The sequence below is a fragment of the Acidovorax temperans genome (genome assembly GCF_006716905.1).
GTDB classification, from domain to species: domain Bacteria; phylum Pseudomonadota; class Gammaproteobacteria; order Burkholderiales; family Burkholderiaceae_C; genus Acidovorax; species Acidovorax temperans.
The window spans coordinates 670775-686421 of sequence record NZ_VFPV01000002.1 but is presented as its reverse complement, the minus strand read 5'-3'; the positions used below and the strand labels follow the sequence as shown (position 1 = coordinate 686421).

The window sequence follows — 15647 nt, the reverse complement described above, 5'->3', positions numbered from 1 at the left end:
GCTTGACGCCGCAGGCTGTTGCACTTATGCACAGTGCCGCAGCTGCACCGACAACGCGGAAATGGCGTACGGCATACCACAGAAAAAATGCCAAAAATCGCTTCATCTGCTTGATTTAGAAGGATTTTTTCAATCTGCCTATTTGCCGGGCAATCTGTTCAAAGCCAGCAGTGGCGCGGGTTTGGCGCTGGTCGCTACAGGCTTTCAACAAAGTTATCCACAGAATTTTGGGATTGCCCCACGGCGGCGCGGTGACAATCACAGCCCCCGTTGCCTTTCACGCCAGAGCCTTGAGTGCTTCTTCCCCTTTCATCGCCCCGGTAGCCCTGCACACACCGTCGCACAGCGGCGTGGGTGATTTGCTGAGCTATGCCTGCGACCGGCCCCTGCCGCCCGGCACGCTGGTGCGCGTTCCCTTGGGAAACCGCGAGGTGCTGGGCGTGGTGTGGGACAGCGATGCCGCCACCGGCGAGCTGCCCGACGGCGCCACCCTGCGCGCCATCGGCGGCGTGCTGGAAGGCGTGGCGCCGCTGGATTTGCCCTGGCGCCGCCTGGTGGCCTTCACGGCGCGCTATTACCAGCGGGCTTTGGGCGAGGTGGCACTGGCCGCCTTGCCGCCCCAGTTGCGCGACCTGAAACCCGAGCAGCTCGCACGGCGCCTGCGCCGCCCGGCACTGGCCGCAGATGATTCTGGAACCGCTATTGAAAACATAGCACTTACCGCTGAACAGGAAAGCGCCAGAGCCCAAATTGCCTCAAACCCTGGCCCCTTTCTGCTGTTTGGCAGCACCGGCAGCGGCAAGACCGAGGTGTACCTGCGCTGCGTGCAAGAGATGCTGGAAGCCGACCCCACCGCGCAAGCGCTGGTGATGGTGCCCGAAATCAACCTCACGCCCCAGTTGGAAGAGCGCTTTGTCAGCCGCTTTGCGCCACGCTTTGGCGCGGGCGCGGTGGTGTCGCTGCACAGCGGCATGACCAACCCGCAGCGCCTCAAAAGCTGGCTGGCAGCGCACAGCGGCACGGCGCGCATCGTGTTGGGCACACGCATGGCGGTGTTTGCCAGCCTGCCAGGGCTCAAGCTCATCGTGGTCGATGAAGAGCACGACCCCAGCTACAAGCAGCAGGAAGGGGCCCGCTATTCGGCGCGCGATCTGGCCATCTGGCGCGGTCGCGAGCAGGGCGCCAAAGTGCTGCTGGGCTCCGCCACGCCATCACTGGAAAGCTGGCACGCCAGCCGCCCCCCCACGCCCGAAGACCCCGAAGGCGGCCGCTACCTGCGGCTGCACATGCCCAGCCGCATTGGCGCGGGCGCCCTGGCCAGCGTGCGCCGGGTGGACATGAACCAGCAGCCCCGGCGCGCCGTGTTCAGCGCGCCGCTGCTGCAAGCCATCACCGAACGCGTGGCGCGGGGCGAGCAGAGCATGGTGCTGCTCAACCGCCGGGGCTACGCGCCCGTGCTGCATTGCGTGGACTGCGGCTGGAAAAGCGACTGCCCGCACTGCAGCGCGCACCAGGTCTTCCACAAGACGGACCGCACCCTGCGCTGCCACCACTGCGGCTTCACCGTGCGCGTGCCCCACCACTGCCCCACCTGCGGCAGCCCTGACATCCACGCCATGGGCCGGGGCACCGAACAACTCGAAGAACAACTGGCCGCCCTGCTGCGCAACGTGCAGCGCCCCGATGGCAACGCCGCCCGCGTAGCGCGCATCGATGCCGACACCACCAAGGCCAAGGGCGCGCTGGAGGCGCAACTGGCCCAAGTGCACGCGGGCGAAGTGGACGTGCTGGTGGGCACGCAAATGATCGCCAAGGGCCACGACTTCCGCCGCATCACCCTCGTGGCTGCCGTGCAACCCGATGGCGCGTTGTTCAGCAGTGACTTCCGCGCGCCCGAACGGCTGTTCGCGCTGCTGATGCAGGCCGCTGGCCGCGCCGGCCGCGACGCCGCCTACATGGCGGCCCAGGGCACACCGTGCGAGATGTGGGTGCAAACCTTTCACCCCCAGCACGCGGTGTACGAAGCGCTGCGCAGGCACGACTACGAAGCCTTTGCCGCGCAGCAGTTGAAAGAACGCGAAGAGGCGGCCATGCCTCCGTTCGCTTACCAGGCCCTGGTGCGCGCCGATGCCCGCACACAAGAGGCCGCACAGGGCTTTTTGCAGGCTGCCACCGCCGCCGCCCACGCGGCTGCACTGCCGGGGCTGGAGGCCGTGACGCTGTTCCCCCCCGTGCCGCTCACCATCCAGCGCGTGGCCAATGTGGAACGCGCCCAAATGCTCATGGAAAGCCCCAGCCGCGCGGCCCTGCAACGCTTTCTGACCGCGTGGCAGCCCATCCTGCAAACCACCCGCCACAACCGCGAGCACAAGGGCTTGATACGCTGGCTGGTGGATGTGGACCCGCTGACGATTTGAGGGGCGATGCGGGTGCTTCTTGGCAAGGGCTGCCAGCCTTGCGCAAGACACCCTCAAAAAGCGCGCTTGCGCCCACCCAAAAAGCGCAAGCAGCTATAACTTCAATAGCAAATGCAGCCAGAGCCGTGTGCGAACCACACCGGCGCGCGCCGCACTATGCCAGCACCTGAGTGAGCACCACAAGCCTACGGCGACAGCCCCACGACTGCGCAAGCGTTTGCCCCGGCCAGGCACGGCATATGCCAAAAAAAAGGCGCACTACTCACGCAGTGCGCCGTTTAGCACAAGGGCTGCCTTCAGTCAGCGCCAGTGCGCCAACGATGGCCCTGTGCTGCCATCAGAGGGCACCATCGCCCAGCACAATCCCCTCACGGCGAGGATCCACGCCGCCTTCCAGCTTGGTCTGGCCATTGCGGTTGACCCGCATGATGGTGGAGACGCCGCTGGACTGCGCGCCGTTGTTCACCGTGTGGCCCTTGGCCTTGAGGCCGTCGATCAGGGCGGTCAGATCCAGCGAGGTATTGGCACCGTCCACGTTGGTGGTGGGGCTGTTGGTGGCGCCAAAGTTCACCAGCGAGGTGGCCTGCTGTGCATCGAGCCCCCAGTCCAGCGCACCCACCACGGTCTTGAGCACGTACTGGATGATGGTGCCGCCGCCGGGCGAGCCGGTGGCCATCACAAAGTCGCCAGGGCCGGTGCCCTTGAAGACCAGGGTCGGGGCCATGGTGCTGCGGGGCCGCTTGCCGGGAGCGACGCGGTTGGCCACGGGCACGCCTGCGGCGTCAACGGGCTGTGCCGAGAAGTCGGTGAGCTGGTTGGTGAGCAGGAAGCCACCCACCATGTGGTACGAGCCCATGCTGGATTCGACGGTGGAGGTCATCGACACCACGTTGCCGTAGGCATCGACGATAGAGAAGTGGGTGGTGCCCTTCTCCACGGTCTTGTCCACGCCTAACGGCACGTTGCCCAAATTACCCGCAGTGGCCGTGCCCATGGAATTGCCATTGGGGTTGATGAGCGATGCGCGTTGCTTGAGGTAGGCCTTGTCGATCATCGACGACACGCCGTTACCGGGCAGCGGAATGAAGTCGGTGTCGGCCACGTACTTGTCGCGGTCGGCATAGGCCAGGCGCTGGGCTTCGGACACCAAATGCACGCCCATCACACTGGGCACGCCGCCCTCGTTGCTGGGGTTGGTGGGGCCGTATTGAGACAGGTCGAAGTTCTCCAGAATGCCCAGCGATTGCGCGATGGCGATGCCGCCCGAAGACGGTGGCGACATGGTGCAGATGTAGTAGCTGCTGCGGTAAGTGGTGCACACCGGCTCGCGCTTTTTGGCCTGGTAGTTCTTGAGGTCGGTGACCGTCATCAGGCTGGGGGTGATAGGCGTTTTGGCTGCATCGTCGCCCACCGATTGGGCGGCCTTGGCCACGATGGCTTCCGCCAGAGGGCCGGAGTACATGGCATCGGCCCCGCCGGTGGCCAGGGTGCGCAGCGACTGGGCGTAAGGCAGGTTGGTGGTCACGGTGCCTGTGGTCTTGGGTGTGCCGTCGGCGTTGAAGTAGGCGGCCACGGCGTTGGCATCAAGCTGCAGGTTGGCGGCGTTGGTGCGGATGGCGTCGCCCATGCGGCCAGGGATCTTGTAGCCCGATGACGCCAGGCGAATGCCTTCGTCAAACAATGGCGCCCAGGCCAGCTTGCCGTGTTCCTTGTGGGCCATGTCCAGCATGCGCATCACGCCCGGCACACCAATGGAGCGGCCGCTGCGCCGCGCGCTGGGCACGGGGGCGGGAGACGAGGCATTGCTTTGGTCCTGCCGCGCCAGGTAGTAGCCGGTGGCGGCGGGTGCGGTTTCGCGGCCGTCATAGGCCACCACCTTCTTGTTGGCGGCGTCGTAATACATCATGAAGGCGCTGCCAGCGATGGTGCTGGACTGCGGCTCGACCAGGCCCAGCACGGCCTGCACGGCCACGGCGGCATCCACCGCCGTGCCACCGGCCTTGAGCACATCGCACCCGGCCTTGGTGGCCAGCGGGGTGTTGGCCACCACCATGTAGTTGCTGGACTGCTTGGCCTTGTAGCCCAGGCGGTAGCCCGAAGCGGCTTCGGGCGCAGCAGGGTCGCCCGGCAGGCCGGAACCCACCACCACCGCAGAGCCGGTGCCCGAGACGACCGAACAGCTTTGCGCGTTGTTGTCCACCGCCAGATCGGAATCTGAGCCATTGCCGCACCCGTACAGCGACAAGGCCACGGCCACGGGCGGCCTGCACTGACGCAGCAAGTTGTGTGCCGCATCACCTCCCCCCATTGCCGCGCGGCTGGTAAAGCACACGGGCTGGCGGCGCGGCCATCATTGCACTGGCTTCACAACGTTGCCAGGCCGCTGGCGAATAACCCACGAATGGCGTCCAGCGCTCAGCGCTGCCAAAGCGCGAGCCAGCCTGTGCTGCACGGAGCCAACAACTCTTCTGCGCCCTGCGCATCAACCGTGCGAACCCCTCTGCCTGCAGGTTTCGCAGGGCAAGGCAACGCCGATAGACGTGTTCCCAATATCAATATGAGAACAAAGTGTTGGACTGATTTTTTGCGCTACCTAGACTTCACCATTCACCACCAGCGCCGGGGTGCACAAGGCATCCACGGTGGTGTTGAACCTTTGTTACTGCCTTAGAAAGTCATTTTTCATGTTGAAGAAAACAATCTCCGCGATTGCCCTGGCCACCCTGGCCCTGGGCGCACAGGCCGCCGATGTGGTGCTCAAGGTCGCCGCGTCTGCCGTGCCACACGCCGAGATCCTGAACTTTGTGAAACCCCAGCTCAAGGCACAGGGTGTGGATTTGCAGGTGCGCGAATTCAGCGACTACATCCAACCCAACGCCGCAGTGGAAGAAAAACAGCTGGATGCCAATTTCTTCCAGCACCAGCCCTACCTCGACAGCTACAACCGGGATCGCAAGAGCAGCATCGTGGGCGTTGCAAACGGCACGGTGCATGTGGAGCCCTTCGGCGCCTACTCGCGCAAGATCAAGGCAGCCAGCGAACTCAAAGACGGCGCCACCATCGCCATTCCCAACGACCCCGCCAACACGGGGCGTGCGCTGTTGCTGCTGCAAAAGCAGGGGCTGATCGAACTCAAAGACCCGAAGAACATCACGGCAACGCCGGTAGACATCGTGAAGAACCCCAAAAATCTCAAGTTCCGCGAACTGGAAGCCGCCTTGCTGCCGCGAGCGCTGGACGACGTGGACCTGGCCCTCATCAACACCAACTATGCGATCGAAGCCAAGCTCAACCCCACCAAAGACTCGCTGTTCCTGGAGTCCGGCAGTTCGCACTACGCCAACTTCATCGCAGCGCGCAAAGATCGCGCCAACGACCCGAGCATCCTGAAGCTGGTGAAAGCCTTGCGCACACCGGAAGTGAAGAAGTTCATTCAGGACAAGTACAAGGGCGCCATCATTCCGGCGTTCTGATGCCCCCAATGGCCTGCCGGAGCTTGCGCTGACGAACAAGGGCGCAAGCACTCTGCGGACCCACTGAATTTAGAAGATTTGAGGCTCCAGCGCTTATGAATAAAGCGCTGACAGCTATCAAAAGTGAAGCGCACAGCGCAACTACCGTTGCTCGAAAACACCCGATTCGACTGCGCAGTGCCAGAACTCAGGTCAGGAGTGCCACCGCAGCCGAGAAGCTCACAAACGCCAGGGCGGTGGACACCAAAATGATGCGGGCGATGCGCCCGTTGTGCGCGCCGAATTTTTCGGCCAGCAGCGACACATTGCTGGCACTGGGCAGCGCGGCCAGCAGCACCAGCACCGTGAGGGCAAACGGCGCCAGCGGCACCCCCAGGGCGATGGCGGCTGTGCCCACACACCACACCAGCAGCGGGTGCACCAGCAGCTTGGCCAGTGCCACGGGCACATAGTCGCGCGCGAGCACCTGCTCGTGCTGGTTCATCTGCGAGCGGGCCAGCACTGCGCCGATGGTGAACAGCGCCACGGGCGATGCGGCATCGGCCAGCATGGCCACGGTCTTGTCCACCGGACCCGGCAGCTGGACCTGCAAAGCCGAGGCCACCGCGCCCAGCGCAATCGACCAGGGCATGGGATTCGTGGCGATGCCCTTGAGTGCGTTGCGCACGGCCGCGCCTGCGCCCTGCGCACCGGCACCATCGAGCCGCGACAGCGCAATGCACACCGAGCTGGTGAAGACCATATCGATCAGCACGACGAAGATGGCGGGCCCGGCGCTTTGCGCCCCCAGCAAGGCCACCAGCAGCGGCACGCCCATGAAGCCGGTGTTGGGAAAAGCCGCGACCAGGGCGCCGAAAGCAGCGTCATTCCAGCCGATGCGGGCATTGCGCGTGAGCGCTACCGTGCCTGCCACCATGACCAGGGCGCACAGCACATACACACCCGCCACCGCCGGGTCCAGCAGCTTGCCAATGGGCGTGCTGGCGCCAAAGCGGTACAGCATGCAGGGCAGCGCAAAGTACAGCACGAAGGCATTGAGCCCCGGAATGGCCGGCTGGGGCAGCACGCCGCGCCGCGCGGCCAGGTAGCCGCACAGCACCAGCGCGAAGAACGGAAAAGTGATGGTGAGGACGGAAAGCACGGCGCTATTGTGGGTGCTGCGCCCCGCGGCCAGGCACAGTGCGCCGCGGGTTGGTCAGCGCAAAGTCAGGCGGCAGCCATCACGCGCCGAGAATGCGCGGCGCGGGCGGTCGGCAGTGGCTGACCGTTTTGTGAGTCGCTCTTACTGCTTGCGCTGCACGATGAGGTTGCGCTTGGCGTCCTCAGGGTAGGCAAAGGTGATGGCGCCGTTTTTGACCATGCCCACGATGAGCATGTTGCGGGTGATGGCGTCTTTGTCGGTGGCGCTGAAGGGGCGGTCGTACGTGGTCAGCACGCCGTAGTACGGCTTCATCTTGCCTTCCAGCGATTCCTTGATGGCCGGGCCTGTCAGGTTGCCGTCGCGGATGCCCAGAAAGGAATACATCAGCAGGTAGGTGGCGTCGTAGGCATTGGCGGCAGCCATGGGCACGGCCGGCTTGCGCTGGTACTTGCGGGTGTAGCCCGACAGGAAGGACGCACGCCGCTCGTTGCTGGGCTCGGCAATGAAGGTCTGCACGGTGAGCGCGCCCTCGGCCGCATCCTTCGCACCTTCCAGGAAGAACGGGAACGACAGCGTCCACGGGCCCACCTGCGTCACCTTCCAGCCCAGGGCCTTCTTGCCGTTGGCAATGACGGCGTTCTCGGGACCCACGGTGTAGCTGTAAATGACGTTGGCACCGGCATTGCGCGCGGCGGCCAGCTCGGCGCTCAGGTCCTTCACCCCCAGCGCAAAGCGCGACACGTGTACCGGTTTGAGGTTCTTGGCCGCCAGGGCGTCCACCACATCTTTATAGCCGCCTTCGCCATAGCCGGTGGTGTCCGCAAAAATGGCCACCTTGTCCCAGCCGCGCTTGATGATTTCATCCACCATCAGCGGCGCCTGCAGCGCATCGCGGCCCTGCACGCGGAAGATATAGCTTTCAGGCGCGGGGTAGGTGCTGGTCACGGCCGTGCCGGTGGCGCAGGGCACGATCAGCGGCGTTTTGCTTTGCTGGAACAAGTCCAGCGCCTTCAGGGCCACGCCGGTGTTGCAAAAGCCCAGGACGGCGCTGACTTTTTCGGACAGCAGCTCCTGCGCCACCTGGCGCCCACGCGCGGGGTCGGCCATGTCGTCCTTCACGATCAACTCCAGTGGCCGGCCCAGGTAGCCGCCAACGGCGTTGATCTCGTCCACCGCCAGCTTGATGCCGTTGAGCATGGGAACGCCAAAGTCGGCCGAGGGGCCGGTGAACGGCCCGACCACACCCGCGCGCACAGGCACAGGCCCCTGGGTGCTCTGCGCCTGGGCCAGCCAGGGGGTGGCCAGCGCCACCACAGCCAGGGCCAACGCCGCGCGCCGCAGGCCAGGGCTGCGAGAGGAACCAGCCGAAGAAGCTGGCGAAGATGAGATCTGGGCAGGGAAGCGGGATGCGTGCACGGTGTGTTTCTCTGTAGTCTTGGAATGCCGGGGGCAGTCAGGCAGTGTCTTGCGCCAACACCATAAAACCAAGAGGGATTTCCCGGAACATCTGGTGACAGTTGTTGACACGCCGCCACCAACCGCTGGGCCAGCCCGCCGCCCCCACGCCGGCACTCGCGCCTGAAGGCATCGCAGGCGGGGGCTTGTCACAGCCCGCGGGGTATCATTCGCGCCCCCTGCACGCTGCAGTGCCGCCCTCTCCCCCACGCCTTTTCTTCCGTCTATTCCCATGTCTGCCGGTCTCAATCTTGCCCAGCTTCAGGCTGTTCACTACACCGATGGCGCCTGCCTGGTGCTGGCCGGCGCGGGCTCGGGCAAGACGCGGGTGATCACGATGAAGATCGCCCACATGATCGAAAAGGGCATGGACCCCAAGCGCATTGCGGCCATCACCTTCACGAACAAGGCGGCATCGGAAATGCGCGAGCGCGCCGGGCACCTGATCGGCAAACGGGCCAAGGATGTGCTGATCTGCACCTTCCACGCCCTGGGCGTGCGCATGGTGCGCGAAGATGGCCATGTGCTGGGCCTCAAGCCCCAGTTCAGCATCCTGGATGCCGACGACGTCACGGGCATTCTGAAGGATGCCTCGGGCGGCACCACCGACATGGCCACGGCGCGCCAGTGGCAGTGGGTGATCAGCAAGTGGAAAAACATGGGGCTGACCTCCGAACAAGCCCTGGCCCAGGCGGCGGACGACAACGAACGCATCATCGCCACGCTGATGGCGCGCTATGAAGAGCGCCTGGCGGCCTACCAGAGCGTGGACTTTGACGACCTGATCGGCATGCCGCTGCGCCTCTTGCGCGACTTCCCCGAAGTGCGCGCCAAGTGGCAGGCGGCCCTGGGCCATGTGCTGGTGGACGAATACCAGGACACCAACGCCACGCAGTACGAGCTGCTCAAGCTGCTGGTGGGTGAAAAGGGGCACTTCACGGCCGTGGGCGACGATGACCAGAGCATCTACGGCTGGCGCGGCGCGACGCTGGACAACCTCAAGAAACTGCCGGTGGACTACCCCCACCTCAAGGTCATCAAGCTGGAGCAGAACTACCGCTCCACCAGCGCCATCCTGCGCGCGGCCAACAACGTGATCGGGCCCAACCCCAAGCTGTTCCCCAAGACGCTGTTTTCCGAGCTGGGCGAGGGCGAGCCCGTGCGCGTGGTCGATGCCGACAACGAGGAACACGAGGCCGAGCGCGCCGTGGCCCGCATCCAGAGCCTGCGCGCGGCCAGCAACCCGCCGCCGGACTGGAAGAGCTTCGCCATCCTGTACCGCGCCAACCACCAGGCCAAGCCGTTCGAGAAGGCACTGCGCAAGGCCAACATTCCGTACAAGGTGTCGGGCGGCACCAGCTTTTTTGACCGGGCGGAAATCAAGGACCTGTGCGCCTGGTTTCGCCTGTGGATCAACAACGACGACGACCCGGCGTTTTTGCGCGCCATCACCACACCCAAGCGCGGCATCGGCCACACCACACTGGCAGCGCTGGGCGCGTTTGCCACGCAGCACAAGCAGAGCATGTTCGGTGCGCTGTTCAACGGCATGCTGCCCGCCGCCATTCCGAAACGCGCGATGGATGGTCTGCATGAGTTTGGCCGCTACATCAACTACCTGGAGTACAGCGCCCGCCGCGTGCACGGGGCCGAAGAAGCGCGCACCTTCCTGAACGACTGGCTGAAAGAAATCGGCTACGAGCAGCACCTGTACGACAACGAAGACAGCGAGAAGGTGGCCGCCGCCCGCTGGAGCAATGTGATGGAGTTCTGCGACTGGATGGCCCAGCGCGCGGGCGGGCAGATCGACGACACCGCAGGTGCCGTGGTGGCCAAGGAGACCAAGAGCCTGCTGGAGGTGTCGCAGACCATTGCGCTGCTCTCCACCATCAGCGAGCGCGAGAAGGAGCAGGACATGGTCGTGCTCTCCACCCTGCACGCCAGCAAGGGGCTGGAGTGGCCCCATGTGGTGCTGGTGGGCGTGACCGAGGGCATGCTGCCCTTCAAGCTGGACGACGACGAAGGCCGCCAGCAGAAGGTGACCGACGATGTGCTGCAGCGCCTGCAGGAAGAGCGCCGCCTGATGTACGTGGGCATCACCCGCGCCCAGCGCACCCTGGCCGTGAGCTGGACCAAGAAGCGCAAGAAGGGCCGCGAAATGGTGTCGGCCCAGCCCAGCCGCTTCATCGCCGAAATGGGCCTGGACAAGACCACCGCCCGCGAAGACCCGCGCGAAAAGCTCAAGGCCCTGCGCGCCGAATTTGCCGCCAAGAAAGCCTTGGCCGACAGCACCCCGCCGCGCTGAAAGGCGCAGCCCACGACGGCACATCCCCTTATGGCACGCTCGCGCACCCATCTCTCCCGCCCTGCCGCAGCCCTGCTGCCCGCTTTGTTTTTGATAGCAATCAGCGCTTATCCTACAAGCGCCAGCAGCCAAAATGACCCAAAATCCGGCGCAGCCTGCCCGGCCGCTGTGGACATGAGCCACCTCCACCTGCAAGGGCACTGGCGCGCGGAGCTGCAAGCCAGCGCCGTCACACTGCAGCTGGGGCCCCACCCCGAGCTGGCCCACAGCGTGCGCGGCACCGTGCAGCGCGGCGGCACCACGGCACAGGTCAGCGGCGATGTCGATGACGGCGACCTGACTCTGGAAGAATCGATCAATGGCACCAACATCAGCGCCACCTGGACAGGCCGGGTGGTCGATGGCAGTTGCGGCAAGGAAATACGCGGATCATGGACTCAAAGCACCTCTCCCGACACACCCCAGCCCTTCGTCCTGCGCAAGCAGGCCAGCTGGCAATGAGCGCCGTCCGCCCGGCGCGGCCCCGGCGCATGGGCTGGCCCGCTGCCCTGGCCCTGCTGCTGGCCCCGGCGGCGGCCATGGCGCAAGCCGCGCCCGGCGGTGCAGCCACGTCCGCAACCGGCAACCAGGATGCCGCCTGGCGCCGCTGCGCCGCCTTGTCGGGCGACAACGCAGCCCGCCTGGCCTGCTTTGACGCCTGGGCCGGTCAGCAAGCCTGGCAAGCGCCCGCAGCTTCGGCGGTGGCAGGTGCAGCGCCCGGCAGCACCACCGAGCCAGCGGCAGATGCCAACACCCCCGCCAAGCCGGTAGACACCACGCTGCCCGCCACCCGCATCATTGACGTGGCTCGCACCGAAGGTTGCCGCGACCCGCAGTACAGCGACCTCTCGCGCTTCTGGGAGCTGGAATCGGGCAGCGACTGCGGCACGTTCAGCTTCCGGGGCTACCGACCCATCACCGTGTCGGTGGTGGCGTCAGACTCGGTCAACCGCCAGCCTACGTCGCCCGCCGTTGGCCACTCGGCCACAGAAAGCACACCCTACCGCACCACGGAGAACCGCATCCAGCTGTCGGTGCGCACCAAGCTGGCCCAGGGGCTGCTTACCCAGGGGCACCCCACGCTCAAGGATTCGGTGTGGTTTGGCTATTCGCAGCAGTCGTACTGGCAGTTGTTCACGCCCCAGATCTCGCGCCCCTTCCGGTCCACCGACCACGAGCCCGAAATCATGTACGTCTACCCCACCACCGCCCAGCTGCCCTTTGGCTGGCGCTGGCGCTACAGCGGCGTGGGCCTGGTGCACCAGTCCAACGGCCAGAGCAACCCGCTGTCGCGCAGCTGGAACCGGGTGTACCTGATGACCGGCATGGAGCTGGACAACCGCTGGACCGTGACCGGCCGGCTGTGGAAGCGCCTGTCTGAAAGCGCCGACAGCGACGACAACCCCGGCATCAGCGACTACGTGGGCCGGGGTGAACTTGCCGTGCGCTGGAACGTGAACAAGGACAACACCCTGGGCGCCACCTTCCGCAGCTCGCTGGCCAGCAGCGACCGCGGCTCTGTGCGACTGGAGTGGATGCAGGCGCTGGGCAGCGGCCTGGGGGGCGGCAAGAGCAACCTGCGCCTACACACCGCGCTGTTCAGCGGCTACGGCGACAGCATGATCGACTACAACCGCAAGCGCACCGTGTTCAGCCTGGGCGTCAGCCTGGTGGACTTCTGAGCACCTGAACAGGTTTTCACACCCGGGCCCGGTTCAGCGCAGGGATACCGGGCCCGCTGAAACTTGAGGCGCGTCAGAGGCCTCGCAAATTGTTACAACCTTACCCTCAAGTTTCACAAAATGCAGCCGGGGCACCGCCACAATGGCGCGCGCACCCCAGCCGGCAAACCTGCGTGCCACGCGCCTGATAAGCGCGGCTTTTTGGCCGTTTTACCCCCGATTGCCTGGTGCATATGCCCTCGAAAATGCCGACAAAAGAGGAAACCGCCCATGGACATGCAATACCAACTCAAGGCAGGAAGCTACTACCTGTACGACATGCGTGAAGCGCCCAGCGCCGTCACGGGTGAGCGCAGGTTCAAGCTCAAAACCGACACCGTTGCGATTGCTTTTGACGTGCACACCGGCAAAGTGCACCAGCACGGCAGCCCCACGCGCATCCAGTCGTGGGCCAACAACACCCGCCGCCGCCTGCGCGCCGCCGGTGCCCAGCAAGAGGCCAATGACATCGTGGTGGTGTCGGGTCCGCTGCCGGTAGACGAGCTCAACAAATGCCTGTGGGTCAGCGGTTACGTGCGCCGCATGTTTTCTCGCTTGGCCACCCTGCCCCACGGCAAGCTGCAGCGCCCGGCAGAGCCATTTCGCAAGGCCGCCTGATTAAGAGGCCACACGCACCATCAAAAAAGGGAGCCAGACGGCTCCCTTTTTTGTGCCCAACGCAGGCGTTCACAACGCCAGCACCACCTTCTGCCCCGCCGCGCGCGAGCAGCAAGCCAGCAGGCGGGTGTTGGCGGCGCGCTCGGCCTTGGTGAGCACCTTGTCGCGGTGGTCTACCGCGCCGGACACCACGGCCACCTCGCAGGTGCCGCACAGGCCTTCGCCGCAGTCGCAAGGCACATCCACCCCCGCCGCCTGCAGTGCCTGCAGCAAGGTGCGGTCGGGCGGCACCGCCACTTCCAGGCCAGAGTCTTTCAGCACGGCGACAAAAGCGTGCTCCTTGTCGGGCTGCAAGCCCGAGCCTTCGCCGCTGAAGTGCTCGTAGTGCAGCACCTGTTCGGGCCACTGGGCGCCCAGGGCTTCCAGTTCGTCAATCAGGCGGTTGGGGCCGCAGGCGTACACCCGGTGGTTGGCCTGCACGCCCGCCACCACGGTGGGCAGGTACATGCGCCCGCCTTCGTCCTTCACATACAGAGTAAGGGCCGGGCCATGGTCGCGCAACGCGCGCGGCAGCAGGGCCATCTGGGCGCGGCTGCGGCCGGCGTAGTGCAGCACATACGGCTTGCCCAGGCGCTGGAGCCGGTCGGCCATGGCCAGCATGGGGGTGATGCCGATGCCTGCGGCTATCAGCACGTAGTGGTCCGCCGTTTCATCCAGCCGGAACAGGTTCTTGGGGCCTGCCAGTTGCACGGTGTCACCGGACTGCAACTGGTCGCAGAAGTGGCGCGAGCCCCCGCGCCCCTCGGCCTCGCGCTGGATGACGACCTGCAGGTACTGCCGGTCATCTGCCGCGCCACACAGCGAATATTTGCGGCGAAAGCCCCCGGCCACCACATCCACATGCGCACCGGCAGACCAGGCGGGCAGCGCGGCACCCTGCGGGTCGGCAAACACCAGGCGGAAGGCGCTGGTGCCCTCGGGCTGCTTGTCTTTCAGCACCACGGTGCGGGTGATCGAATCCTTGGCGGGCGGGCCGATGTAGAACGGCACCGGCTCGGGCGCATGCTCAGGCGCGGAATAGGCTTGCAAACGCTCGGGGTTGCGGGCCGGGTCCCACTCCACCCACAGCCGCGCCGGGCCGCGGAACGAGGTGTTGGAGAGGTATTCCAGCGGCTGCCCCTCCACCAGGCGCATGTGCGGCAGGCGGCGCACAAACTCCTCCAGAAACACGCGCATCTGCAGGCGGCCAATGTTCTTGCCCATGCACTGGTGCGCACCGTAGCCAAAGGTCAGGTGCTCCACGGCTGCTTCGCGGTACACATCGACCTCGTCGGGGTTTTCAAAGTGGCTCGGATCGAAGTTGGCCGAGGCCTGCACCAGCAGCAGCTTGCTGCCCTTGGGGATGGGCACGCCGCCCACCACGGCATCGGCCGTGGCCTGTCGCCTCCACGCGATGATGGAGCCTGCCACGCGCAAGCATTCTTCCACCGCGTTGGGAATGAGCGCCGGGTTGGCGCAGACGTCTTCCCACGCCTTGCGGTGCGACAGCAACGTGAGGAAGGCGTTGGCCGTGGCGTTGGAGGTGGTTTCGTGCGCCGCCGCCAGGATGGCCATCATCATCGAGCGCAGGTACGACTCGGGCACCACGTCGGGGTGCTTCAGGTGCTGGCGGATGGTTTCGTAGATCCAGCCCTCGCCGTCGGGCTGCGCGCGCATGGTGTCCAGAATCTGCTGCGCGGTCTGCCAGAAGCGGCCCACGTTCTCGGCAATCTCCAGCTGCTCCTGCGGCGTGGGCCGGCCCCAGGTGTTAAGCGTGTGCGCCACGGCAAACTGCCGCAACTGCTCGGCCCCCTCGTCGGGCACACCCAAAAACTTCAGGGCGATGTTCAGCGGAATCTCGTAGAACATCTCCGCCACCAGATCTGCACGGCCCTGGTTCACGAAGCGGTCCATGTACTGCCGCGCCAGGTCGCGCACCATAGGCTCCAGGGTGATGAGGCACTCGGGCAGGAAGGCGTCCATCAGCAGGCGGCGGCGCTCCATGTGATCTGGCTCGTCCTCGTTGACCATGGTGCGGTTCATGGCAAAGCCGTAGCGCTGCAGGATGGACATCACCTCGGGCGTGGCCGGGGTGATTTTTTCAAGCGCGATGGAGGGCGAGAACAGCAGGTTGTCGCGGAATACGGCCTTTACGTCTTCGTAGCGCGTCACCACCCAGTAGCCCAGCTGCGGGCTGAAAAATACGGGTTCTTGCTCGCGCGCCCAGCGCAGGTACTCGGCAGGCGCCTGCATGTAGGCGGGCTCGAAGGGGTTGAACGCCGCCGCGTTGGCACTGACCGGGCAGCCCCCAGGCGTGGCGGCCTGGGCAAAACTGCGGTGGTCCACGGGGCAGCGCCCCATGGCGGGGGCAGAGGGGGTGGCCGAAGGGGTGGCGTTGGTGGCTGGGGTCGGAGCAGTCATGGAGCGGATGGTATTAAC

General features: G+C 65.4%; 10 protein-coding genes. 6 read left to right on the top strand and 4 right to left on the bottom strand.

Features of this window, described 5'->3' with window-relative positions:
* The first annotated feature begins 290 nt into the window (after positions 1 to 290).
* Entirely contained in the window at positions 291 to 2417 is a 2127-nt protein-coding gene (gene priA / locus BDD18_RS11405; protein WP_142083295.1) for a replication restart helicase PriA, read from the top strand.
* 337 nt (positions 2418 to 2754) lie between these two features.
* Here the strand turns inward: priA and BDD18_RS11400 are convergent, their stop codons facing one another.
* Complete coding sequence (locus tag BDD18_RS11400) at positions 2755 to 4725, bottom strand: gamma-glutamyltransferase family protein (RefSeq protein ID WP_142083293.1); 1971 nt, start codon at positions 4723 to 4725, stop codon at positions 2755 to 2757.
* Between the two features lie 376 nt (positions 4726 to 5101).
* Between BDD18_RS11400 and BDD18_RS11395 the strand changes: the two genes are divergently transcribed.
* Positions 5102 to 5890, top strand: a complete 789-nt coding sequence (locus tag BDD18_RS11395) for a MetQ/NlpA family ABC transporter substrate-binding protein (protein ID WP_142083292.1) — start codon at positions 5102 to 5104, stop codon at positions 5888 to 5890.
* Positions 5891 to 6077: 187 nt separating this feature from the next.
* Here the strand turns inward: BDD18_RS11395 and BDD18_RS11390 are convergent, their stop codons facing one another.
* Both BDD18_RS11390 and BDD18_RS11385 read right to left on the bottom strand, forming a co-directional pair.
* Positions 6078 to 7031 carry an AEC family transporter gene (locus BDD18_RS11390; RefSeq protein WP_067513184.1) on the bottom strand — a complete coding sequence of 318 codons (954 nt, stop codon included), beginning with the start codon at positions 7029 to 7031 and terminating at the stop codon, positions 6078 to 6080.
* A gap of 141 nt (positions 7032 to 7172) precedes the next feature.
* Complete coding sequence (locus BDD18_RS11385) at positions 7173 to 8372, bottom strand: ABC transporter substrate-binding protein (protein ID WP_420837324.1); 1200 nt, start codon at positions 8370 to 8372, stop codon at positions 7173 to 7175.
* A gap of 346 nt (positions 8373 to 8718) precedes the next feature.
* Here BDD18_RS11385 and BDD18_RS11380 point away from each other — a divergent pair, with 346 nt between their 5' ends.
* From BDD18_RS11380 to BDD18_RS11365, 4 genes are all read left to right on the top strand, one after another.
* A complete protein-coding gene (locus BDD18_RS11380; RefSeq protein ID WP_142083290.1) occupies positions 8719 to 10791 on the top strand; it encodes an ATP-dependent helicase in 2073 nt (690 codons plus the stop codon).
* A gap of 174 nt (positions 10792 to 10965) precedes the next feature.
* On the top strand, positions 10966 to 11292 hold the full coding sequence (locus BDD18_RS11375) for a hypothetical protein (RefSeq protein WP_244939072.1): 327 nt from the start codon (positions 10966 to 10968) through the stop codon (positions 11290 to 11292).
* Positions 11289 to 12512 carry a phospholipase A gene (locus tag BDD18_RS11370; RefSeq protein ID WP_420837317.1) on the top strand — a complete coding sequence of 408 codons (1224 nt, stop codon included), beginning with the start codon at positions 11289 to 11291 and terminating at the stop codon, positions 12510 to 12512. Before BDD18_RS11375 ends, BDD18_RS11370 begins: the two co-directional genes overlap by 4 nt.
* Before the next feature lie 270 nt (positions 12513 to 12782).
* Positions 12783 to 13169, top strand: coding sequence for a hypothetical protein (locus BDD18_RS11365; protein WP_044397796.1), 387 nt, complete (start codon positions 12783 to 12785; stop codon positions 13167 to 13169).
* A gap of 69 nt (positions 13170 to 13238) precedes the next feature.
* Here BDD18_RS11365 and BDD18_RS11360 read toward each other — a convergent pair whose 3' ends face one another.
* Positions 13239 to 15629, bottom strand: a complete 2391-nt coding sequence (locus BDD18_RS11360; protein ID WP_211360747.1) for a cytochrome P450/oxidoreductase — start codon at positions 15627 to 15629, stop codon at positions 13239 to 13241.
* Positions 15630 to 15647: the final 18 nt, after the last annotated feature.

What these genes read in the sequence shown, in the direction of transcription:
- BDD18_RS11400 (WP_142083293.1), bottom strand. Translation starts at nt 4,725, where the DNA reads ATGGGGGGAGGTGATGCGGCACACAACTTGCTGCGTCAGTGCAGGCCG.
- BDD18_RS11395 (WP_142083292.1), top strand. Translation starts at nt 5,102, where the DNA reads ATGTTGAAGAAAACAATCTCCGCGATTGCCCTGGCCACCCTGGCCCTG.
- BDD18_RS11380 (WP_142083290.1), top strand. Translation starts at nt 8,719, where the DNA reads ATGTCTGCCGGTCTCAATCTTGCCCAGCTTCAGGCTGTTCACTACACC.
- BDD18_RS11375 (WP_244939072.1), top strand. Translation starts at nt 10,966, where the DNA reads ATGAGCCACCTCCACCTGCAAGGGCACTGGCGCGCGGAGCTGCAAGCC.
- BDD18_RS11370 (WP_420837317.1), top strand. Translation starts at nt 11,289, where the DNA reads ATGAGCGCCGTCCGCCCGGCGCGGCCCCGGCGCATGGGCTGGCCCGCT.
- BDD18_RS11365 (WP_044397796.1), top strand. Translation starts at nt 12,783, where the DNA reads ATGGACATGCAATACCAACTCAAGGCAGGAAGCTACTACCTGTACGAC.
- BDD18_RS11360 (WP_211360747.1), bottom strand. Translation starts at nt 15,629, where the DNA reads ATGACTGCTCCGACCCCAGCCACCAACGCCACCCCTTCGGCCACCCCC.